This window comes from Trinickia sp. Z7, from assembly GCF_056498045.1.
This window is the reverse complement of record NZ_JAUEQW010000004.1, coordinates 380,762-402,051: the sequence shown is the minus strand read 5'-3', so window position 1 is coordinate 402,051 and position 21,290 is coordinate 380,762. Positions and strand designations below refer to the sequence as shown.

At 64.5% G+C, this 21,290-nt stretch carries 20 protein-coding genes; 10 read left to right on the top strand and 10 right to left on the bottom strand.

The annotated features are described in order from the left end of the window. The 6 genes from QQS38_RS10625 (at position 1) to QQS38_RS10600 (ending at position 7,082) form a co-directional block, all read left to right on the top strand. Complete coding sequence (locus tag QQS38_RS10625; RefSeq protein ID WP_479645320.1) at positions 1–300, top strand: PP0621 family protein; 300 nt, start codon at positions 1–3, stop codon at positions 298–300. Beyond that, a complete protein-coding gene (ampD, locus tag QQS38_RS10620; protein WP_479645319.1) occupies positions 297–884 on the top strand; it encodes a 1,6-anhydro-N-acetylmuramyl-L-alanine amidase AmpD in 588 nt (195 codons plus the stop codon). Before QQS38_RS10625 ends, ampD begins: the two co-directional genes overlap by 4 nt. A 481-nt stretch (positions 885–1,365) precedes the next feature. Beyond that, positions 1,366–4,368: a ribonucleoside-diphosphate reductase subunit alpha gene (locus QQS38_RS10615; RefSeq protein ID WP_479645318.1), complete on the top strand. Its 3,003-nt coding sequence runs from the start codon at positions 1,366–1,368 to the stop codon at positions 4,366–4,368. Between the two features lie 404 nt (positions 4,369–4,772). After that, entirely contained in the window at positions 4,773–5,996 is a 1,224-nt protein-coding gene (locus tag QQS38_RS10610) for a ribonucleotide-diphosphate reductase subunit beta (RefSeq protein WP_479645317.1), read from the top strand. An 86-nt stretch (positions 5,997–6,082) separates the two neighbouring features. After that, complete coding sequence (locus QQS38_RS10605; protein ID WP_479645316.1) at positions 6,083–6,418, top strand: hypothetical protein; 336 nt, start codon at positions 6,083–6,085, stop codon at positions 6,416–6,418. 19 nt (positions 6,419–6,437) lie between these two features. Then, on the top strand, positions 6,438–7,082 hold the full coding sequence (locus tag QQS38_RS10600; protein WP_325338650.1) for a histone H1-like DNA-binding protein: 645 nt from the start codon (positions 6,438–6,440) through the stop codon (positions 7,080–7,082). A 154-nt stretch (positions 7,083–7,236) separates the two neighbouring features. Here QQS38_RS10600 and QQS38_RS10595 read toward each other — a convergent pair whose 3' ends face one another. The 10 genes from QQS38_RS10595 to QQS38_RS10550 form a co-directional block, all read right to left on the bottom strand. Then, positions 7,237–7,713, bottom strand: coding sequence for an outer membrane lipoprotein (locus QQS38_RS10595; protein WP_479645315.1), 477 nt, complete (start codon positions 7,711–7,713; stop codon positions 7,237–7,239). A gap of 37 nt (positions 7,714–7,750) precedes the next feature. Further along, complete coding sequence (locus QQS38_RS10590; RefSeq protein ID WP_479645314.1) at positions 7,751–8,686, bottom strand: carbohydrate kinase family protein; 936 nt, start codon at positions 8,684–8,686, stop codon at positions 7,751–7,753. 94 nt (positions 8,687–8,780) lie between these two features. Further along, positions 8,781–9,281: a thiol peroxidase gene (tpx, locus tag QQS38_RS10585; RefSeq protein ID WP_479645313.1), complete on the bottom strand. Its 501-nt coding sequence runs from the start codon at positions 9,279–9,281 to the stop codon at positions 8,781–8,783. Between the two features lie 78 nt (positions 9,282–9,359). Continuing rightward, positions 9,360–10,943 (bottom strand): DUF3426 domain-containing protein, encoded by a 1,584-nt coding sequence (locus QQS38_RS10580; protein WP_479645312.1) that lies wholly within the window; start codon positions 10,941–10,943, stop codon positions 9,360–9,362. Positions 10,944–11,103: 160 nt separating this feature from the next. Further along, positions 11,104–12,003 carry a 50S ribosomal protein L11 methyltransferase gene (gene prmA, locus QQS38_RS10575; RefSeq protein ID WP_479645311.1) on the bottom strand — a complete coding sequence of 300 codons (900 nt, stop codon included), beginning with the start codon at positions 12,001–12,003 and terminating at the stop codon, positions 11,104–11,106. 5 nt (positions 12,004–12,008) lie between these two features. Beyond that, positions 12,009–13,376, bottom strand: coding sequence for an acetyl-CoA carboxylase biotin carboxylase subunit (gene accC, locus QQS38_RS10570; RefSeq protein ID WP_479645310.1), 1,368 nt, complete (start codon positions 13,374–13,376; stop codon positions 12,009–12,011). A 123-nt stretch (positions 13,377–13,499) separates the two neighbouring features. Next, a complete protein-coding gene (gene accB / locus QQS38_RS10565; protein ID WP_479645309.1) occupies positions 13,500–13,967 on the bottom strand; it encodes an acetyl-CoA carboxylase biotin carboxyl carrier protein in 468 nt (155 codons plus the stop codon). A gap of 64 nt (positions 13,968–14,031) precedes the next feature. Continuing rightward, a complete protein-coding gene (aroQ, locus tag QQS38_RS10560) occupies positions 14,032–14,487 on the bottom strand; it encodes a type II 3-dehydroquinate dehydratase (protein WP_479645308.1) in 456 nt (151 codons plus the stop codon). Between the two features lie 195 nt (positions 14,488–14,682). Beyond that, the gene (locus tag QQS38_RS10555) at positions 14,683–15,252 is read right to left on the bottom strand and encodes a TlpA family protein disulfide reductase (protein WP_479645307.1); all 570 of its coding nucleotides are present in this window, start codon (positions 15,250–15,252) and stop codon (positions 14,683–14,685) included. Positions 15,253–15,316: 64 nt separating this feature from the next. Then, positions 15,317–15,961, bottom strand: a complete 645-nt coding sequence (locus QQS38_RS10550; RefSeq protein WP_479645306.1) for a UDP-N-acetylmuramate--alanine ligase — start codon at positions 15,959–15,961, stop codon at positions 15,317–15,319. Positions 15,962–16,117: 156 nt separating this feature from the next. On the opposite strand from QQS38_RS10550, the gene mpl reads away from it, so the two are divergent. The 4 genes from mpl to aroE all read left to right on the top strand — a co-directional run bounded on the left by mpl (position 16,118) and on the right by aroE (position 21,259). Then, the gene (mpl, locus tag QQS38_RS10545) at positions 16,118–17,515 is read left to right on the top strand and encodes a UDP-N-acetylmuramate:L-alanyl-gamma-D-glutamyl-meso-diaminopimelate ligase (protein WP_479645305.1); all 1,398 of its coding nucleotides are present in this window, start codon (positions 16,118–16,120) and stop codon (positions 17,513–17,515) included. Then, entirely contained in the window at positions 17,512–18,105 is a 594-nt protein-coding gene (locus QQS38_RS10540) for a YqiA/YcfP family alpha/beta fold hydrolase (protein WP_479645304.1), read from the top strand. The genes mpl and QQS38_RS10540 overlap by 4 nt, the downstream gene beginning before the upstream one ends. Before the next feature lie 110 nt (positions 18,106–18,215). Further along, positions 18,216–20,363: a ribonuclease catalytic domain-containing protein gene (locus QQS38_RS10535; RefSeq protein WP_479645303.1), complete on the top strand. Its 2,148-nt coding sequence runs from the start codon at positions 18,216–18,218 to the stop codon at positions 20,361–20,363. Next, the gene (aroE, locus tag QQS38_RS10530; protein ID WP_479645302.1) at positions 20,360–21,259 is read left to right on the top strand and encodes a shikimate dehydrogenase; all 900 of its coding nucleotides are present in this window, start codon (positions 20,360–20,362) and stop codon (positions 21,257–21,259) included. The genes QQS38_RS10535 and aroE overlap by 4 nt, the downstream gene beginning before the upstream one ends. Positions 21,260–21,290 lie beyond the last annotated feature (31 nt).

The window sequence follows — 21,290 nt, the reverse complement described above, 5'->3', positions numbered from 1 at the left end:
ATGCGACAGATTCTTCTACTCGTCGTCTTCGTGCTCGCGGCCCGGTGGCTGGTGAAGACGATGCGCGCCGCTCAAACGCAAGCCGCGATGCGCGGCGCGGCGCGCCCCGGCGCCACACGCGGCGCCGGGCCGCAACCGGCAACCGAGCCGCGCCAGCTAGCCGAGCCGATGGTGCGCTGCGCCGTTTGCGGCGTGCATGCGCCAAAGAGCGAGTCCGTTTTCGGCGGCGCGCACTACTTTTGCAGTGCCGAGCATGCGCGGCGATATGCGGCGCGTGCGAGCGGCCGCGAGGGCCGGTGAGCGCAACGCCGTTCGCCGTCGGCGCAGACGGCTGGGTGAGCGGCGCGCGGGCGCTGCCGTCGCCGAATTTCGAGGCGCGGCCCGCCGGTGCAATCCCCACGTTGATCGTCGTCCACAGCATCAGCTTGCCGCCGGGACAGTTCGGCGGCAGGGCGATCGCCGATCTTTTCCTGAACCGCCTCGACTGCGATGCGCATCCGTATTACGACGCTCATCTGCGCGGATTGCGCGTGTCGTCTCACTTCGTGATTCGCCGGGACGGAGAACTCGAGCAATTCGTATCGTGCGATGCGCGTGCCTGGCATGCGGGCGTCTCGAACTTCTTCGGGCGCGGCCGTTGCAACGACTTCTCCGTGGGCATCGAGTTGGAGGGGGCCGATGACCAACCCTTCGAGCCGGCCCAATACACGACGCTCGCTTCCTTGGTCGTGGCGCTCGCCGCACACTACCCGATCGAGGCGTTGGCCGGCCATTCCGATATCGCGCCTGGCCGCAAGACCGATCCGGGTCCGCATTTCGATTGGGCGAGGGTGCAGCGCGAGACCGCGCTCGCGGATCGGTATTTCCCCTACCGGCACGCCTGATTCGCACTCCGGCGCGAGCCGGCTCGCGCCGCGCAAACCCTCGCACCGCTTGCGTTTCCGATAAGTCCTTGTCCCGGCTCGGTTAATCAAAAGTCAAGCCGCCAGCGTCAAATAAAGCGTTTTGATTTGCCCCATCGCTCTACTATACTTGGTGGCAATTCGACGCAGTTGCACTAGATATTGTGTCGACACGCCGCGGTGTCCGAGCAGCGGGTAGCGAGCCCGGACCAAAAAATGCGACGTGAAAATCATCTGGGTCGAGCGCCGGGCAAAGCCCCGGCGTTCCACCTTCGGGGCAAAAAACGGGGCGAGCCAGAGCCGCAAAAGCCATGACGAAGACCATCGTCTTTTTCGACTCGCGCTGCCACGCGGCCCGGTCGCTTCGTTTCTTCTCCCGCACCTCATCGTTCGCGCTCGGGGTGGCGCGGCGGTTGTTCCAATCCGCGGTTTAACCGCACATCCAAGATCAGGAGCTTTGCACATGCAAACGACCGACAACATGACGAGCCAGCACGAAGGCGCGCTGAGCGGGCGCGCCGCCAGCGGGCAAGGTGGCGCCTACGCGCAGCCGCTCGCGCCGCAGGCGACCTTCGCGGACTACAAGGTCATCCGCCGCAATGGCAGCGTCGTGTCGTTCGAGCCGTCCAAAATCGCGATCGCCGTCACCAAGGCGTTCCTGGCCGTGAACGGCGGGCAAGGCGCCGCGTCCGCGCGCGTGCGCGAACTCGTCGAGCAACTGACGCAAAACGTCGTGCGCGCGCTCGTGCGCAGCCGCCCCAACGGCGGCACGTTCCACATCGAAGACATCCAGGATCAGGTCGAACTGGCGCTGATGCGCGGCGGCGAGCACAACGTCGCGCGCGCCTACGTCCTGTATCGCGAGAAGCGCAACCAAGAACGCGGCCACGAGCAGGACGTCGCCGCCGCGCCGTCCTCCGGCCTGAACGTCGTCGACAACGGCATCACGCGTCCGCTCGATCTGCAAGCGCTACATGCGTTGATCGCATCGGCTTGCGAAAACCTGGGCGATGCGGTGAGCCCGCAGCCGATCGTTGCCGAAACGGTCAAGAACCTCTATGACGGCGTGCCGCTGAGCCAGGTCTACGACTCGGCGATTCTCGCGGCGCGCACCATGATCGAAAAGGATCCGGCCTATAGCCAAGTGACGGCCCGCATCCTCCTGCACACGATTCGCCGCGAAATTCTGGGCGAGGAAGTGATGCAAGGCGAGATGAGCGAGCGCTATGCCGAGTACTTCCCGCAGTTCATCAAGCGCGGCGTCGAAGCCGAACTGCTCGACGAAAAGCTGCTGCAGTACGACATGAAGCGGCTTGGCGCCGCCCTCGACGCGAGCCGCGACCTGCAATTCGGCTACCTCGGGCTGCAGACGCTGTACGACCGCTACTTCCTGCACGTCGAAGGCGCGCGCATCGAGATGCCGCAGGCATTCTTTATGCGCGTCGCTATGGGTCTCGCTTTGAACGAGATCGACCGCGAGGCGCGGGCGATCGAGTTCTACAACGTGCTCTCGACGTTCGACTTCATGAGTTCCACTCCGACGCTGTTCAATTCGGGCACCCGCCGCTCGCAACTGTCGTCGTGCTACCTGACGACGGTCGCGGACGATCTCGACGGCATTTACGAAGCGTTGAAGGAAAACGCGCTGCTCTCCAAGTTTGCCGGCGGCCTCGGCAACGACTGGACGCGCGTGCGCGCGCTCGGTTCGCACATCAAGGGCACCAACGGCAAGTCGCAAGGGGTCGTGCCGTTCCTGAAGGTGGTCAACGATACGGCCGTGGCGGTGAACCAGGGCGGCAAGCGCAAAGGCGCCGTCTGCGCCTATTTGGAAACGTGGCACCTCGATATCGAGGAATTCCTCGAGCTGCGCAAGAACACGGGCGACGACCGCCGCCGCACGCACGACATGAACACGGCCAATTGGATTCCCGACCTGTTCATGCGGCGCGTGATGGAAGGCGGCGATTGGACGCTGTTCTCGCCCTCGACCTGCCCGGATCTGCACGACAAGTTCGGCGCCGACTTCGAGAAGGCTTACACGGCGTATGAAGAAAAGGTCGAGCGCGGCGAGATCAAGCTCTTCAAGAAAATTGCCGCCGCCCAGCTCTGGCGCAAGATGCTCGGCATGCTGTTCGAGACGGGCCACCCCTGGATCACGTTCAAGGATCCGTGCAATGTGCGCTCGCCGCAACAGCATGTGGGCGTCGTTCACTCGTCGAACCTGTGCACCGAGATCACGCTGAACACGAGCGACACCGAGATCGCCGTCTGCAACCTCGGCTCGGTCAACCTCGTCGCGCACCTGGTGAAGCAGGCCGACGGCAGCTACGCGCTCGATCACGACAAGCTCAAGCGCACGGTCAGCGTGGCGATGCGCATGCTCGACAACGTCATCGACATCAACTATTACGCCGTGCCGAAGGCGCGCAACTCGAATCTGAAGCACCGCCCCGTCGGCATGGGCATCATGGGCTTCCAAGACTGCTTGCATCTGCTGCGCGTGCCGTATGCGTCCGAGCAGGCGGTCGAGTTCGCCGACCGCTCGATGGAAGCGGTTTGCTACTACGCCTACTACGCGTCGACGGAACTTGCCGAGGAGCGCGGCCGGTATTCGAGCTACCGCGGCTCGCTGTGGGATCGAGGCATTCTCCCGCAGGACACGCTCAAGCTGCTCGAGCAAGCGCGCGGTGGCTATGTCGAAGTCGATACGAGCGAGACGATGGACTGGGCGACGCTGCGCTCGCGCATCGCCACCCACGGCATGCGCAATTCGAACTGCGTGGCGATCGCGCCCACGGCGACGATCTCCAACATCATCGGCGTGTCGGCTTGCATCGAGCCGACCTTCCAGAACCTGTATGTGAAGTCCAATTTGTCGGGCGAGTTCACGGTGGTGAACGATTACCTGGTGCGCGACCTGAAGGCGCGCGGGCTCTGGGACGAAGTCATGGTGGCCGATCTGAAGTATTTCGACGGTACGCTTTCGCGTATCGACCGGGTGCCTGCCGATCTGCGCGCGATTTATGCGACGGCGTTCGAAGTCGATCCGAAGTGGCTCGTCGAAGCGGCGTCGCGCCGTCAGAAGTGGATCGACCAAGCGCAGTCGCTGAACATCTATATGGCGGGCGCCTCGGGCAAGAAGCTCGACGAGGTCTACAAGCTCGCTTGGCTGCGCGGTCTGAAGACGACTTACTACCTGCGCACGATGGCGGCCACGCACGTCGAGAAGTCGACGGTGGCCCACGGCGCGCTCAATGCGGTGCGCTCGGACGACGGCGGCGCGAGCGGCGGTGGCGCGGCCGGCGGTTTCGGCGCGATGGGCGGTGCGATCGGCGGTGGTGCGGGTTCGCCCGTAGGCGGCATGAATGCAGCGTCCGCGGCGCAGGAAGAGCCGCAGCCCGATGGTCCCGTTTGCATGCTGCGTCCCGGCGATCCGGGCTTCGACGAATGCGAGGCTTGCCAGTAAGGGCTTCGCTTGGACGCCGGCGTGCGCGTAGCGCGCCGGCATTGCCGGTCTCGGGCGCGCGAACGACAGAACGAGAAACGCGGCGCGCCCGCGATGAAGCGCAACCGGCGCTGCAATGTGTCGAACCACCACGCGCATCGACATCGCAGAGACGAAGGAGGACCCAGGACATGCGGGACAGGAAGCGTCGGCGATCGATGCTTTGCGATGTCCTCTTTCGCGAGAAGACATCGCATCGAGACGACCCTTCATGAGTCATCGACGATCTCGCGTGTGCGGCCTGATGAACAAAGTGTTGTATCGAGGTCGCAGCGCGAATCGAAAAACAGGGATTTTCGTGAGCGAACCCTTTTATCGCTCGTGAAAAGATGGTACAAACCGATCTAAATTGATGGTGAGAATTTATGCTCAACTGGGATGACGAGACGACTGCCGTAACTCCCTCGAGCGGTTCGCAACAGAACACGTTGCGCAACGCCGCGGGACAGGCCGTCGGAACGCAAGCAGCGACACCGGTCGTGCCGCAAGCTCCGTTGGCTCAAAACATCTTCGCGCAGGACTTTGCCGTTGCCCCATACGTGGAAGCAGCCCAGCCTGCCGTCGCACCCGAAGCGCGGGTGAACGTCGCGGACAAGCGGATCATCAACGGCCGCACCGACGTCAATCAACTGGTGCCGTTCAAGTACAAGTGGGCGTGGGAGAAGTATCTCGCCGGCTGTGCGAACCACTGGATGCCGCAAGAAATCAACATGTCGCGCGACATCGCGCTTTGGAAGGACCCGAACGGGCTGACCGAAGACGAGCGCCGCATCGTCAAACGCAACCTCGGCTTCTTCGTGACGGCCGACTCGCTCGCCGCGAACAACATCGTGCTCGGCACCTACCGGCACATCACGGCGCCCGAGTGCCGCCAGTTCCTGCTGCGCCAGGCGTTCGAAGAGGCGATTCATACCCACGCCTACCAATACATCGTCGAATCGCTGGGTTTGGACGAGGGCGAGATCTTCAACGCGTACCACGAAGTCGCCTCGATCCGCGACAAGGACGAGTTCCTGATCCCGTTCATCCATACGCTGACGGATCCGGCCTTCACGACGGGCACGCTCGAAGCCGATCAGAAGCTGCTCAAGTCGCTGATCGTGTTCGCCTGCATCATGGAAGGCCTGTTCTTCTACGTGGGCTTTACGCAAATTCTCGCGCTCGGCCGCCAGAACAAGATGACGGGCGCCGCCGAGCAATACCAGTACATCCTGCGCGACGAGTCGATGCATTGCAATTTCGGCATCGACCTCATCAACCAGATCAAGCTCGAGAACCCGCACCTGTGGACGCGCGAGTTCAGGGAAGAGATTCGCGAGCTCTTCAAGCACGCGGTCGAGCTCGAATACCGCTACGCCGAGGACACCATGCCGCGCGGCGTGTTGGGATTGAATGCGTCGATGTTCAAGAGCTATCTGCGCTTCATCTGCAACCGGCGCTGCCAGCAGATCGGCCTCGATCCGCTCTACCCGAACGAGGAAAACCCGTTCCCGTGGATGAGCGAAATGATCGACCTGAAGAAGGAACGCAACTTCTTCGAGACGCGGGTCATTGAATATCAAACCGGCGGTGCGCTGTCCTGGGAATGACGCGTGCTGCTCGATGCAATGAATGTTGATGGGGTGCCCGCCGCGAGAGGAGCCGCGGCGGATAAAGCAAGGAGCAAGATCGCCTAATGCAAAGCGTGCCCGGCGGCGCAACCGCCAACAAACATGACAGGCACTTTGCGAGCCCTTCAGTGGGATGGGCGAACTACCCCCTTAGAAAGCGGGCGGCAAAGCCGTCTGCTTATCACGAGCGATTATCGGGCTGCGTGAGCGCCGTGCGTTCACCTGCCGTCTCGATCCGGCGTGCGGTGCCTTTTGGCACGGCACGCCTTACCGCATTCATTAGCGTAAGCGCTTGGTCTTTGCGTACGCCGATGAATAGCCCGCTTCGCAGCGCGCGCCGTCGCCGGCGCGCAGCGGGAAGCGGGTTTGAAGAAGGGTGTAGTTCGAAACTTACCATCTGAAAACCTGAAGGAGAACACAATGGCAACTGCCAAGAAGAAGCCTGCCGCGAAGAAAGCCGCACCGGCCAAAAAAGCAGCAGCGAAGAAAGTTGCGGTGAAGAAGGTCGCGGCGAAGAAGGCGGCTCCGGCCAAGAAGGTTGCAGCCAAGAAAGTCGCAGTGAAGAAGGTTGCGGCGAAGAAGGCTGCACCGGCCAAGAAGGCTGCGGTGAAGAAGGTTGCGGCGAAGAAGGCAGCTCCGGCCAAGAAGGCGGCAGCGAAGAAGGCTGCACCCGCCAAGAAGGTTGCAGCCAAGAAAGTCGCAGTGAAGAAGGTTGCGGCGAAGAAGGCTGCACCGGCCAAGAAGGCGGCTGCAAAGAAGGCCGCGCCGGCTAAGAAGGCCGCTCCTGCGAAGAAGGCTGCGGCCAAGAAGGCCGCGCCTGCCAAGAAGGCTGCCCCTGCGAAGAAGGCCGCCGCCAAGAAGGCTGCCCCTGCGAAGAAGGCTGCTGCTGCGCCTGCAGCGAAGAAAGCCGCTCCCGCGAAGAAGGCTGCCGCCAAGAAGCCTGCGCCAGCCGCGCCCGCTGCGCCTGCTCCTGCTGCGGCCGCTTCGACGGCGCCGGCTTCGACGGTGAAGACCGCGCTGAACCCGGCCGCTGCATGGCCGTTCCCGACCGGCAGCCGTCCGTAATAGGGCGGCGCGACGCGTGCCGCGCTTGGCGTGGCACGCGCTCGCGTGTCGATGTAGGCGAACCCCGCCGCCGGCATCACGCTGGCGGCGGGGTTTTTACATCCGGGCCGAGCCTCGCAGCCGCGAGATATGCAACGGCGGCCGAGTGTGACGGTCAGTGCGTGACACGGGTCACGCCGCCGCTCGAGAGCAGGCGCACACGTTCGCCGGCTTGAAAGATTTCGCCGGTCGCCGATTGGGTGATGGCGCGCAGATCGCCGTTGTCCAGTCGTACCGTAATTTCCAGACCTTGACGCTTTGCGACGCCGTTTTCGACTGCGTTGCCGGCTACCGCGCCAGCGATGCCGCCGATGATGGCCGTTGCGATCGATCCTTTACCGCCTCCGAACGCACTCCCGGCGACGGCGCCGAGCGCACCGCCGCCGACTGCGCCGAGTCCGCTCGGTTGCCCGTCGTTCGAGGAGATCGACACGGCGCGCACGCTTTCGACCGTACCGAAGCGGACGGTCTGTTCACGCTGCGCTTGTCCCGCCGTGTACACGTTGGGGGAACTGCTGTTATAGGCGCACCCCGTCATGGCTAGCGATCCCGCCACCAGTACGGCGAGCACGACCCGGCCCGATGTTTTCATTGTCTGTTGCTCCACAAAGTATTGCCGCAGGCTCGCCTTATAAGGAGTAGCCGTAGGCCTGCTTGAACCGTCGATCGATTTCGTCGCGGGACGGCGCGTAAGTTTGCGGTCCCGACTGCTCGATTTTGAGCGAGCCCATCAGGCTTGCCAAGCGGCCGGTCGTGGCCCAGTCGAGGCCATTTTCGATGCCGTAAAGCAAGCCGCCGCGGAACGCGTCGCCGCAACCCGTAGGGTCGACGATCTTCGACGCCTGTACGACGGGAATTTCCTCGCACTGGCCGCCATGATGGATGCGCGAACCATGCTCGCCGCGCGTCACGATCAACGCTTGGACGCGTTGGGCGATTTCCTCGAGCGACCAGCCCGTCTTATTGCTGACGAGGCTTGCCTCGTAGTCGTTGACTGCCACGTAGGTAGCGAGTTCAATGGCGCGCCTGAGCGCCTCGGCGGAAAACAGCGGCAGCCCCTGGCCCGGATCGAAAATGAACGGCACGCCCGCCGCGGCCAGCTTCTCGGTGTGCTGCACCATCCCCTCGTACCCGTCGGGTGCGACGATCGCGAGCTTGATGCCCTGTGCCCGATCGGCGTGATTCAAATGCGACTGCATCATCGCGCCCGGATGGAAGGCGGCGATCTGGTTGTTGTCCAGATCGGTGGTGATCATGGCCTGCGCCGTGTAAGCCTCGGGCACGACGCGCACGTGCTCGGTCGACAGGCCAAGGCTCTTGAATCGATCGAGATAGAGTTGACCGTCGACTTCGCCGAGCGTCGCCATGATGCGCGCGTCGCCCCCCAGTAGATTCAGCGCGTAAGCGATGTTGCCGGCGCAGCCGCCGAACTCGCGGCGCATCGTCGGAACCAAGAAGCTCACGTTCAAGATGTGGACCTGTTCGGGCAGGATGTGCTCGCGGAAGCGCCCCTGGAAGGTCATGATGTTGTCGTAAGCGAGCGAGCCGCAAATCAGCGTAGCCAAGTCGAATATCCCTATGCGTGTCGGATGAAATAGGGCCGCCATACGAAAAACGCCGCGCGGGTGGCGCGGCGTGCTGCCTTGGCGGCCCGGCGATTTACTTCAGGGCGCTCAGCGCCGCTTCGTAGTTCGGCTCGTTCTTGATTTCGCTGACGAGCTCCGCATGCACGACCTTGTCGTTTTCGTCAACGACGACCACCGCGCGAGCGGTCAGACCCGCCAGCGGGCCCGATGCGATGTCGACGCCGTACGCTTGCGCGAAGTCATGGCCGCGGAACGTCGACGCCGTCACCACGTTTTCGATGCCCTCGGTGGTGCAAAAACGGGTCGCGGCGAACGGAAGGTCGCCCGAGACCACGATCACGGCGGTATTTTGCAACTTCGCCGCCGCTTCGTTGAACTTGCGGGTCGAGGTGGCGCAGGTGGGCGTATCCAGGCTCGGGACGATATTGAGCACTTTGCGTTTGCCGGCGAAATCGGCAAGCGCCACCGGCTTGAGGTCTTTGCCGACGAGCGAAAACTCGGGCGCCTTTTGGCCGACCGAGACGAACGTGCCGCCGACTTCGATCGGGTTGCCGCCCAGCGTGACTTGACTCATGTTTGCTCCGGATATTCGTTTCGGGTTGTCGCGAGTGCGAGGGAGTGGGCGCACCTAGCTTCGCGCGCCCGGGTATTGCTATGGGTAGAAGATCTGAACGCGAAAGTTGGTCGCGATCGCATTGCCGCTGTCGAGGCGCACGATCATCGTCTGCGTAGTGTGCGCCGGCAGGCCCGCCGCCACGCGGGTGCCCGGTGCGACATAGTCCTCGGGCCACAAGATGCGGCGCACGGCGACGTCGTTCTTGCTGTCGAACAGCGTCAATTCGATCGCGGGGTAGGCGAGCGCAATGCCGTAGCGGTTCCGTAGGGGCACGCGCAGCTCGAGGCGGTGCGGTCCGTCGATTTGCCGCAGATCGGATGCTTCGACTTGCAGCCCATCGATGTCGCGCGGCGGCGTCAGTTGGCAGCCGAGCTTAGCGCACACCTGCGCGAACAGCGGCTGCGAGTCGGGCCAGTAGACCATGACGGCTTCGCGGCGCCACCAGGCGAGCTGGGCGAGCAAGGCGACGATGAGCGCCGCCGCAACGATCCCGCCGACGATGTATGCGAGCAAACGGCTTGGCGTCCCTGCACGTGCCTCGCGGGTTACGGCGAAGTGACGCTCGTGCGCGCTCGATGGAGGCGGTTCGGCGAACACCGGCGGTGCGCCGGCCGCCCGCAAGAGCGGGTCGTCGGTCGCTGCGCTGCGCAGCGGCGCCGCTTCAGCCTGTCGTTCCGTGCGTGCTTGCAGGCCTTCGCGCAGAGGCGGGTCGAGGTGGGATTCGAGGTGCGGTTCGGTCTGACCTTCCTGGTCTCGTTGCAAGCGGGTAGGCGCGGAGAACTCAGGCTCGGCGCGCGTTCCCTCCGACAGACCAGGGGCCGCCGGCGAGGGCGCACCGAAATGGGGTTCGGCGTCGACCCCGGGCGGCAACGTACCGTTCAAATGCGGTTCGTCGTCATTCCAACTCGACTTGGGTGACCGACCCCACGCTTGCGGCGGCGAAACTGAGTCGCGTACTACGGAGATGGGTTCGATTGGCGCGGGCGGGATGCCTTGCGGCTGCGGTGGCGCTCGATGCGCCTCGGGCAGATGCTCGGCTTCGGGCACATGCTCAGCCTCGGGCACATGCTCAGCCTCGGGCACATGCTCAGCCTCGGGCAGATGCTCGGCTTCGGGCAGATGCTCGGCTTCGGGCACATGCTCAGCCTCGGGCACATGCTCAGCCTCGGGCAGATGCTCAGCCTCGGGCAGATGCTCGGCTTCGGGCACATGCTCAGCCTCGGGCACATGCTCAGCCTCGGGCACATGCTCAGCCTCCGGCACATGCGCAGCCTCCAGCCCTTGCTCGTACACAGGCTGCTGTTCAGCGCCCGGCGCAAAAACCGGGGCTGCGAAAGGCGGGACCTCCGCGCTGAGCGGCGGTTCGTGCGTGAGCGGCGGCTCGGGCAGCGACACCTCGGAGCTTGCCGTCGTCTCCGAAGCGATAGCGTCGGCTTGCGCTTCCGGCATGGCCTCGTTCAGTGGACGCGGCGCTGAATCGCGCTCGCTTTCCGAGGCGAGCGCGCCAGCCTGCTGGTCGTCATGAGCGTCGCCGGCATGCGGATCGAGCGTGTTATGCCGAGCGTCGAAGACCTCATGGCAGTGTCCGCAGCGCGCGAACCCACCAGAGCGCGCAAGCATGGCTTCCTGCACGCGGAAAACCGTTTCGCAGTGGGGACAGCGGGTGGCTAGGACCATAGTGAGCGGAAAAGCCGGCGATAGGCCGGTGCATCGATCGATAGTCGCTATTCTAATGGTTTCTCGCCGCGCCCTCGGCGATACCCAATTGCCTGACGGGCCGTCAGCGACGCTTCACACCGGCCAGGCAAACCCAGCCGTCGAGTTCTCGCCATACGCCAATGTCGATCCACGGACGATACGCATCCGCGACCTCCTCGGCTTGCCGCGCAAGCACGCCCGACAGCACGATGCGTCCGCCCGGCTTGACCTTCGCGCTCAACATCGAAGCCATCAGCTTCAGCGGGTTCGACAAGATATTTGCGACTACGACGTCGAATTGACCGTCGGGGCAAGCGTCAGGCAGTGCATAGGTGACAGCGGCACGATTGCGCTCGCTGTTTTGCCGAGCCGATTCGACGGCCTGCGGATCGATGTCGACGCCCACGACCGGCGCGGCGCCGCACTTGTGCGCAAGGATCGCGAGGATGCCGGAGCCGCAGCCGTAGTCGAGCAGCGACTGGCCCGGCACGACGAATTCTTCGAGCCATTCCATGCACAGCCGCGTCGTCGGGTGACTGCCCGTGCCGAATGCTAGCCCCGGATCGAGTTCGAGAATCAACGCCTGCGGGTCGGGCACATCGTGCCATGACGGCACTACCCAGATTCGCTTGCCGATCGCGATCGGTTCGAATTGCGACTGCGTCAAACGCACCCAGTCTTGCTCAGGAACTTCCCGCACCGCGAACGGCGGAACCGCCGCCAGGCCCACGGCATTGGCCGCGGCGGCCGCGACGAGCGCGGGTTCGTGCTCGGGCGCGAGCAGGGCGATCACGCGTGAATGCTGCCATGCCGTGCGTTCGGGCGTGAGGCCCGGCTCGCCGAACAGCGGCTGCTCGTCGGGTGTATCGGCATCGGCGTCCTCCACCGAGACCGACAGCGCCCCCAGTTCGATGAGCGCATCGGACAGCGCTTCGGCGCGCGTCCGATCCAGCTCGACGATCAGTTCCCGGTAGCTTGCCATGTGGGTCAGGTTTCCTCCGGCGCGGCTTGCTGCTTCTCCGCGAGCCGGTTCTCGAGATAGTGAATGCTCGTGCCGCCTTCGACGAAGCTGCCGTCGAGCATCAACTCGCGATGCAGCGGAATGTTCGTCTGAATCCCTTCGACCACCATCTCGGACAGCGCAATGCGCATGCGTCGAATCGCTTGTTCGCGCGTCGCGCCGTAGGCGATCAGCTTGCCGATCATCGAATCGTAGTTCGGCGGAACGAAATACCCATTGTAGGCGTGCGAATCGACACGGATGCCGGGGCCGCCGGGCGTATGCCACGACGTGATGCGACCGGGCGACGGCGTGAACCGGAACGGATCTTCCGCATTGATCCGGCACTCGATCGCGTGACCGCGGAACACGATATCGCGCTGACGCAGCGCCAGCTTCTCGCCCGCTGCAATGCGGATTTGCTCCTGCACGATGTCCACGCCCGTGATCAGTTCCGTCACAGGGTGTTCGACCTGCACGCGCGTGTTCATTTCGATGAAATAGAACTCGTTGTTCTCGTACAGGAACTCGAACGTGCCGGCGCCGAGGTAGCCCATTTTCTTGCAGGCGTCCGCGCAGCGATCGCCGATGCGCTCGATCAGGCGGCGCGCGATGCCGGGCGCCGGCGCCTCTTCGATCACCTTCTGGTGGCGGCGTTGCATCGAGCAATCGCGCTCGCCCAGCCACAGCGCGTTCTTGAACGAATCGGCCAGTACTTGGATCTCGATGTGCCGCGGGTTCTCGAGAAACTTCTCCATGTAGACCTGCGGGTTGCCGAAGGCGCGCTCGGCTTCCTCGCGGGTCATGTTGACGGCGTTCACGAGCGCCGCCTCGGTGTGGACGACGCGCATGCCGCGGCCGCCGCCGCCGCCGGCAGCTTTGATGATCACGGGGTAGCCGATCGAGCGTGCAATCTTGACGATTTCTTTCGGATCGTCCGGCAACGCGCCTTCCGAGCCAGGCACGCAGGGCACGCCCGTTTTGATCATCGTCTGCTTGGCCGTGACCTTGTCGCCCATCAGACGAATCGTCTCGGGGCGCGGGCCGATGAAGGCGAAGCCGGACTGCTCGACGCGCTCGGCGAAATCGGCGTTCTCCGAAAGAAAGCCGTAGCCGGGGTGAATCGCCTCGGCATCGGTGACTTCGGCCGCGCTGATCAGCGCGGGCATGTTCAGGTAGCTCTGGGGCGATGGCGCCGGTCCGATGCAGACGGCTTCATCGGCGAGCTTCACGTATTTGGCGTCTTTATCGGCGGTCGAGTAGGCGACGACCGTCTTGACGCCGAGCTCGCGGCAAGCACGCTGGATGCGCAAGGCGATTTCGCCGCGATTGGCGATAAGAATTTTTTCAAACATGGCGATGGTTCGACGCAGTTATGGGCTCGTGCGTCGTGGGTCCGCAAAAAAACGGCGGTACACGGCATTCGAGCGAAAGGGCGACACCCGAGGCTTGGTCATTCGCCCGGGCCCGCCTCGCGATCAACCGATGATGAACAGCGGCTGGCCGTATTCCACGGCTTGCCCGTTTTCGATGAGGATTTCTTTCACGACGCCTGTCTGGTCGGATTCGATTTCATTGAGCAGCTTCATCGCTTCGATGATGCACAGCGTCTGGCCTTCCTTGACCGAATCGCCCACCTGCACGAACGGATCCGCGCCCGGAGAAGGCGAACGGTAGAACGTGCCGACCATCGGCGAGGTCACGACGTGGCCTTCCGCGGCAGCGGGTGCGGGCGCTGGCGCCGCGGCGGCCTGCTCCGCGGCGAGCGATCCGGCGGGCGGGGCCGATGCGTTGAATTGCGGTGCGTACGGGGCGGACTGCTGCACGTAAACCGGCGGCGCATTCTTGACGATGCGGACTTTGCCTTCGCCTTCGGTCACTTCGAGCTCGGAGATACCCGATTCGGAGACGAGGTCGATCAAAGTTTTCAGCTTACGTAGATCCATAAGGAATCCCCTCTTCAATGCGTGAGGCGCCGGCTCGCACCGGCTCCGATTTGATGTTCTGAAATCAGCCGCGCGCGTTCTGAGGCGCGAGCCGCTCTAGCGCAAACTCGAGTGCGTACAGATAACCCTTCCAGCCGAGACCGCAGATGACGCCCTCGGCCTGGTCGGAAAAATAGGAATGATGCCGGAACGACTCTCGGCGATGCACGTTCGAGAGATGAACCTCGACGAACGGGATGCCGACGCCCGCCAGCGCGTCGCGCAAGGCGACGCTCGTATGGGTGTACGCCGCCGGATTGATGACGATGAATTCGATCCCTTCCGCCGCGGCCGCGTGCACGCGATCCACCAGGTGACCTTCGTGATTGCTTTGAAACGCCACCAGTTCGACGCCTGCTTCCTTCGCGCGTGCCGATAACGCCTGATCGATCTGCTCGAGCGTGACGCGACCATAAACCTCGGGCTCCCGGCTGCCGAGGAGGTTGAGGTTAGGGCCGTGCAGCACCAGCAATCGTTTCATGGTTCGCTTCTGTTTCCGCGGAATTGCGCGCACTTTAGCGCTGATTGTCGAAACTTGTCTAGCGGCCGATGAAAAAGGGACGGCGCGAGGCGGTGCCGGCATGGGTCTTTTTCGGCTGACATCAGTCAATTTTCGCGATCCTGACGCGAATGCGCCGGTTTTTGCGTGTAACCGCGCGCTTTTCGGCGAGGTCGATCAAAGTGCGTCCAACGTCGTGCGAAGTTCGGTCGGGACGATTTGTCCTAATTTTGTCGACCGTACGACGCCGTTAGCGTCAATTACCACAGTGAACGGCAGCGCACCGGGTCCGTTGCCAAGGCTGCGGGCTAGGTCGGCGCCGCCAAATCCGCTGACCAATATGGGGTAGTCCACGGGCACTTTCTTTAGGAAATTTTGGACGTTCTGCCTGGAATCGACGCCAATCCCGACGAATTGGACCCCCTTGCTCGCATAGGCGTCATGCAGCGCTACGAGCTGCGGCATCTCGGCCACGCACGGGGCGCACCAAGAGGCCCAGAAGTTCACGACCAGCACGCGCCCTTTGTATGCTTCGAGCGTCTGCGGCTTGTCGTCGATGTCGCGCAGCGGTGCGCTCAGCAATTGCGCGACGGCGCCGCTGGCCGGTGCCGTCGGGGCCGGTGCGGCGGCGCTCGGCGCCGTGCGTTCGGAGTCGCTGCCGCCCGCGAGCCAATGTTGCGCGGCAAGCCCGAAGAGGCCCGCTGTGACGGCGACGGTCGCGACGAGGATGAGAGGTTTTGCTTTCATAAGGTAACGATGACGCGGGCCGCCCCGGCCGAGAGGCGTCGTGCCGCCGGCTTCGGCGTCGATTTCAATTGTGGAACGGTGCCTCGCCGTTGCCGGCGAGCAGCGCTTGGACGGCGTCGACATTGGCTCGGGCCGTGCGGCCCCGTCCGTCAGCGCGCACCGCGCCGCGCAGATCGTCCGTATCGTAGAGCGCGATATGGATGCCGACCGGATCTTCGTCGCGAGCGGCTCGCCACAGGAAGCTCAATGTCTCGACCTCGCCTCGGCCGCCGAAGTGGCGCGTTTCCGAGACGTCGTACTGCACGTTTATATTGAGCAGGTAAATCGCCACTTCCTTGGGGTTGTCGCAAAACACCTGGAGATGGATGTCCGAGTGCTCGCCGGCCGTGCCGTTCAGGACCGCCCCCGTCAGATAGGGATGAAACGCGGCTAGCCGCTTCATCCATTCGATCGCGAGTTCCCGCAGCCGGCGCAGAACCGCGGGCTGCGTGTCGGCCTGGAACAGCGATTGATACTCGCGAATTTCTTCTTCGATCTGATCGTTGTCGGGCAGCCATTCGCCCGCGACGCGCGCTTGGCCGGTGATCTGCCGTGCCGCCTTGCGCTTGGCGCTGGCGTAATCGAGCCCTTCCTCGGCGATCAGCCGCGCGGCTGCCATCGCGATTTCATCCCGCACGCGCTGCGGATCGACAAGAGATTTGCGCACCATCCGGCAATCATACTAGATCGTCCGGCGCCGCCCCCCCGGCCCCGTTCGCGGCGGGCGCGTCGGGTACAATAGCGAGCCTTTAGCGCGCCGTCCGCACCCGGGCGTGAGCGTCCATTCATGCACTCGCGGAAAGCGCGGCACCAGCACGACAGGTTTATGCATATCCACATCCTCGGCATCTGCGGCACGTTCATGGGCGGTCTCGCGGTTCTCGCGCGCGCCGCGGGACACACGGTGACAGGCTGCGACGCCGGCGTCTATCCGCCGATGAGCACCCAGCTCGAGGCCCAAGGCATCAAACTCATCGAAGGCTATGGCGCCGAACAGCTCGAGCTCGAGCCCGACTTGTTCGTCGTGGGCAACGTCGTCTCGCGCGGCAACGAGCTGATGGAGGCGATTCTCGATCGCGGCTTGCCCTATGCCTCCGGTCCGCAGTGGCTGGGCGAGCACGTGCTGGCGGGCAAGTGGGTGCTGGCCGTCGCGGGCACGCACGGCAAAACGACGACGAGCTCGATGCTCGCGTGGTTGCTGGAAGACGCCGGCTTGAACCCCGGCTTCCTGATCGGCGGGGTGCCGCTCAATTTTGGCGTGTCGGCCCGGCTGACCGATTCGAGCTTCTTCGTCATAGAAGCCGACGAATACGACACGGCGTTCTTCGACAAACGCTCGAAGTTCGTCCATTATCGGCCCCGCACTGCCGTGTTGAACAACCTCGAATTCGATCACGCCGACATCTTCGCCGATTTGGCCGCGATCGAGACGCAATTTCATCATCTCGTGCGTACCGTTCCCCGCGTTGGGCGCCTCGTCGTCAACGGGCGCGAGGCGGCGCTCGAGCGCGTGCTCGCGCGCGGCGTGTGGAGCGAGGTGGAGCGCTTCGGCGTCGAGGGCGGCTGGGATGCGCTGCCCGCGGCGGACGGCGAACCCGTCGACGAGCGCTTTGCGCTCTATTGGCGCGGCGAGCGCGTGGGCCTCGTCGATTGGCAGGTGCAAGGCGAGCACAATCGGCTCAACGCCCTCGCGGCGATCGCGGCCGCGCGCCATGTCGGCGTGCCGCCGGCCCAAGCGGCCCATTCGCTCGCGCAATTTCGCAACGTCAAGCGGCGCATGGAAGTGCGCGGCAGCATCGATGGCGTGACGGTTTACGACGACTTCGCGCATCATCCTACCGCGATCGCAACGACGATCGCCGGGCTGCGCACACGCGTCGGCAGCGAGCGCACCCGCATTCTGGCCGTGCTCGAACCGCGTTCGAACACCATGAAACTGGGGGTCATGAAGGCGCAACTGCCCGGCAGCTTGACCGGCGCCGACCTCGTGTTCGGCTACGGCGCTCCGAGCGGGCGCGACGCGCTCGGTTGGGATCTGCGCGAAGCGCTGGCGCCGCTCGGCGGCAAAGCGCGCGCATTCGACGATCTGAACGCGCTCGTCGCCGCCGTCGCCGAGGCGGCGCGCCCCGGCGATCACGTGCTCGTCATGAGCAACGGCGGCTTCGGCGGCGTCCATCAGAAGTTGCTCGATGCGCTGGGCTCGCGCCCGAGAGGCGCTGCGTGATCCTTTATCTGCACGGCTTCCGCTCTTCGCCGAAATCGTTCAAAGCGCAACTGCTCGCGGCACGCGTGGCCGAGCTCGGCGGCGCGAACGAATGGCGCTGTCCGATGCTACCCGTTTCGCCGCGGCAAGCCATCGCCTTGGCCGAAGCGCAAGTGGCCGAGACGGCGAGCGGCGCACGAGGCGAAGTGACGGTCATCGGCAGTTCCCTTGGCGGCTATTTGGCCACTTATCTAGCCGAGAAGCATGGCTGGCGCGCGGTGTTGCTGAACCCCGCGGTGCTGCCCCAGCGCGATTTGTCCGCTTACTTGGGCGAGCAACCGCTTTGGCACGGCGGCGGCAGCATCGTCGTGGAACCGCATCATCTCGATGAGTTGCGCGCGCTCGGCGTCGGCTCGATCACCAAGACGGAACGCTATTATTTGATCGCCACCACCGGCGACGAAGTGCTCGACTATCGCGAAATGCTCGCGCATTACCCCGGTGTCGAGACCAAACTGATCGAAGGCAGCGACCACGCGATCAGCGAATTCGCCAGCTATGTCGACGACGTGCTCGCATTTTGCGGCATGACGCCGGCCGAGCGCGTATAGCCGGCTCGCGGGCCGGCGCATCAATGAATTGAATCAAATCGATCGGCAGCGGGCGTGCGGATTGCCGCACGGTAGCGCTGCGAGGGCCATATTCGTAACGAGAGTGTCGAGTGAACGTTTTCTTTGAGGAATCGGGCGGTTTGAAGGCCGGTAGCGTGCTGTCGCGTCAGGGCGATGCGCTGCAAGTCGAGTTGCCGGGCGGGCGGCGAGCGAAGGTGCGCGCCAAGGACGTCTTGATCGAGTTCGACAAGCCGAGTGCGGCCGAGCTGTTGCAGCAGGCCGACGCGGCCGCGCAGCAGATCGACCTCGACTTCCTATGGGAGTGCGCGCCCGCAGACGAATTCCCGTTTGCGTCCCTTGCCGGCGAGTACTTCGGCGCCCAATCGGGCCCCGTCGAGCGCGCGGCGCTCGTGCTGCGCATGCATGGCGCGCCGGTCTATTTCCGTCGCAAGGGGCGCGGGCAGTACCAGCGCGCGCCCGAAGAGCAATTGAAGATGGCGCTCGCGGCGTTGGAGCGCAAGCGCCAGCAGGCGCTCGTGCAAGCCGAGTACGAAGAAGAACTGAAGTCCGGGCGGCTGCCCGAGGCGTTCCGCGGCAAGGCGCTCGCGTTGCTCACGAAGCCCGATAAGAACGCGATCGAATACAAGGCGCTCGAAGGCGCGGCGGCGGCGCGCGGGGTTTCGACCGCGCGGCTCATGTTGGAGTGCGGCGGCATCGCTTCGGCGCGCGCCTTGCATGAAGCGCGCTTCCTATCCGAGCACTTTCCGCACGGCACCGGGTTTCCGCCCGTGACGCCCGGGCCGCTGCCCGACGATTTGCCGACCGCCCATGCGCAGGCGTTTTCGATCGACGACATCACGACCACCGAGATCGACGATGCGTTTTCGGTCGAATTGCTCGCGCAAGACCGTGTGCGAGTGGGCATTCACATCGCCGCACCCGCGCTCGGCATCGTGCGCGGCGATGCCGTCGATGCGATTGCGCGCGCCCGGCTGTCCACCGTGTACATGCCCGGCGACAAGATCACGATGTTGCCCGATGAAGTCGTCGAAGTTTTCACGCTCAAAGAGGGCGGGCTGCGGCCGGCGCTCTCGCTCTACATCATCGTCGATCGCAACACGCAGGAAATCGTGGCCACCGAAACGCGCGCCGAACGCGTGTTCGTCAAGAGCAATTTGCGCCATAACACGCTCGACGCCGATGTGACGGAGGAATCGCTCGCCGCCGGTAGCGGCGACTATCCGCACAAGGACGAGATAGCCGTGCTGTGGCCGCTCGCCCAAGCGTTGTTCGAAAAGCGGCAGGCGGCGCGCGCCGGTTACGGCTTGCGCCGCGAAGTTCACGGCAATACCGATTACAACTTCTACGTCGATGGCGAGCACGTGACGATTACGCCGCGCCGTCGCGGCTCTCCGCTCGATTTGATCGTGGCCGAGCTCGCTATTTTGGCCAATTCGACCTGGGGCGCGCTGCTGCACGATCATGGCGTGCCCGGCATCTACCGAACCCAACGCACGTTCGCCGCCGCGGGTCCCAAGCGCACGCGCATGCAAACGAGCGCCGCGCCCCACGAGGGGCTCGGCGTCGCGCAGTACGCGTGGAGCACCTCGCCGCTGCGTCGCTACGTCGACCTCGTCAATCAATGGCAACTGCTCGCCTGCGTGCAGCACGGGGTCGCCGCCAAGCTCGTCGCGCCGTTCAAGCCGAAGGACGCCGATTTGTTCGCCGTGGTCCAAGGCTTCGACGACACTTACACCGCCTATGCCGACCACCAACGGCGCATGGAGTACTTTTGGTGCCTGCGTTGGCTCACGCAGGAGCAGAAGAAGGAGGTGGCGGCGGCCGTCGTCAAGGGAGACCTCGTGCGCCTCGAGGAAGTGCCGCTGTTGCTGCACGTTCCGGGGCTCGGCGTGCACGCGCGGGGTACGCGCATCGTGCTGGAGGTGATGGGCGTCGACGAATTGACGATCGAGGCGTCGGTGCGCCCGATTCGCGTGCTTGATGCGTCCGTCTCGTCTAACGTTGCGGCCGAAGAGGACGAGGAAGAGGCCGAGATCGTCGATGCGCCCGATGCGTCGGCGCAAAGCGAGGAAGAAGCGCGCGCAGAAGGTGGCGAAGCGGAAGCGGGTGACCCAGGGGCGGGCGACGACGCGGCGCGCGAATCGAGCGACGACGGCGACGCGGCCGGCGTCGACGACAGTGAGCGCGATTCGACCGCGCGAAGCGGCGCGACGCCATCGTCGCAGGAGGCGCAATGAGCGCGGGGGCATCCAACGCGGCAAGCGGAGAGCCCGTCGAACCGGCTGCACCGGGATACGACCTCTACGCGGTGATCGGCAACCCCATCGCGCATAGCAAATCGCCGCTCATTCATTCGCGCTTTGCCGAGCAAACGGGCGAGCGCATCGAATACCGGCGCCTGCTCGCGGCTGTCGATGGCTTCGGCGATACGGTGCGCGCATTCATCGCCGCCGGCGGAAAAGGGCTCAACGTCACGGTGCCGTTCAAGCTGGAGGCGCACGCGCTGGCTGCACGGCTTTCGCCCCGAGCGGCCGCGGCGGGGGCCGTCAATACGCTGCGATTCGATACCGATGGCATCTTCGGCGACAACACCGACGGCGTGGGGCTCGTCGCCGATATCGAAAGAAACTTGGGCGTGCGCCTCGCGGGTGCGCGCGTGCTGCTGCTCGGCGCAGGCGGCGCCGCGCGTGGCGCGGTGTTGCCGATCCTCGAACGCGGTCCGCAGCGCGTGACGATCGTCAATCGCACGGCGCAAAAGGCTCAAGCGCTCTTGGAGCAGTTCGCCGCAGCGGCGCGCGAGGCGCGCTGCGTGCTCTCGGGCGGCGCCCCTGCGGCGATCGACCCCGCGGCCTACGACGTCGTGATCAATGCGACGGCGGGCTCCTTGGCCGCAGCCCTGCCCGAATGCGACGACCGGGCTTTCGGTCCGGGCACGCTTGCCTACGACATGATGTACGGTGCACAACCGACGGTGTTCATGCGGCATGCGCAGTCGCTCGGCGCCACCGTGTCCGACGGCCTCGGCATGCTGGTGGAGCAGGCTGCCGAATCGTTTTGGGTATGGCGGGGCGTGCGTCCCGACAGCGCTAGCGTGTTGGCCGAACTGCGCGCCATGTTGGCGGCATCGGCTTAGCGACTCGGCTCAGCAACGAGAGGACACGACA

Excerpts from the sequence above, each read along its gene's own strand:
- QQS38_RS10625 (WP_479645320.1), top strand. The coding sequence starts at position 1 with ATGCGACAGATTCTTCTACTCGTCGTCTTCGTGCTCGCGGCCCGGTGG.
- QQS38_RS10615 (WP_479645318.1), top strand. The coding sequence starts at position 1,366 with ATGCAAACGACCGACAACATGACGAGCCAGCACGAAGGCGCGCTGAGC.
- QQS38_RS10610 (WP_479645317.1), top strand. The coding sequence starts at position 4,773 with ATGCTCAACTGGGATGACGAGACGACTGCCGTAACTCCCTCGAGCGGT.
- QQS38_RS10605 (WP_479645316.1), top strand. The coding sequence starts at position 6,083 with ATGCAAAGCGTGCCCGGCGGCGCAACCGCCAACAAACATGACAGGCAC.
- QQS38_RS10600 (WP_325338650.1), top strand. The coding sequence starts at position 6,438 with ATGGCAACTGCCAAGAAGAAGCCTGCCGCGAAGAAAGCCGCACCGGCC.
- QQS38_RS10595 (WP_479645315.1), bottom strand. The coding sequence starts at position 7,713 with ATGAAAACATCGGGCCGGGTCGTGCTCGCCGTACTGGTGGCGGGATCG.
- tpx (WP_479645313.1), bottom strand. The coding sequence starts at position 9,281 with ATGAGTCAAGTCACGCTGGGCGGCAACCCGATCGAAGTCGGCGGCACG.
- QQS38_RS10580 (WP_479645312.1), bottom strand. The coding sequence starts at position 10,943 with ATGCTTGCGCGCTCTGGTGGGTTCGCGCGCTGCGGACACTGCCATGAG.
- prmA (WP_479645311.1), bottom strand. The coding sequence starts at position 12,003 with ATGGCAAGCTACCGGGAACTGATCGTCGAGCTGGATCGGACGCGCGCC.
- accC (WP_479645310.1), bottom strand. The coding sequence starts at position 13,376 with ATGTTTGAAAAAATTCTTATCGCCAATCGCGGCGAAATCGCCTTGCGC.
- accB (WP_479645309.1), bottom strand. The coding sequence starts at position 13,967 with ATGGATCTACGTAAGCTGAAAACTTTGATCGACCTCGTCTCCGAATCG.
- aroQ (WP_479645308.1), bottom strand. The coding sequence starts at position 14,487 with ATGAAACGATTGCTGGTGCTGCACGGCCCTAACCTCAACCTCCTCGGC.
- QQS38_RS10555 (WP_479645307.1), bottom strand. The coding sequence starts at position 15,252 with ATGAAAGCAAAACCTCTCATCCTCGTCGCGACCGTCGCCGTCACAGCG.
- QQS38_RS10550 (WP_479645306.1), bottom strand. The coding sequence starts at position 15,961 with ATGGTGCGCAAATCTCTTGTCGATCCGCAGCGCGTGCGGGATGAAATC.
- mpl (WP_479645305.1), top strand. The coding sequence starts at position 16,118 with ATGCATATCCACATCCTCGGCATCTGCGGCACGTTCATGGGCGGTCTC.
- aroE (WP_479645302.1), top strand. The coding sequence starts at position 20,360 with ATGAGCGCGGGGGCATCCAACGCGGCAAGCGGAGAGCCCGTCGAACCG.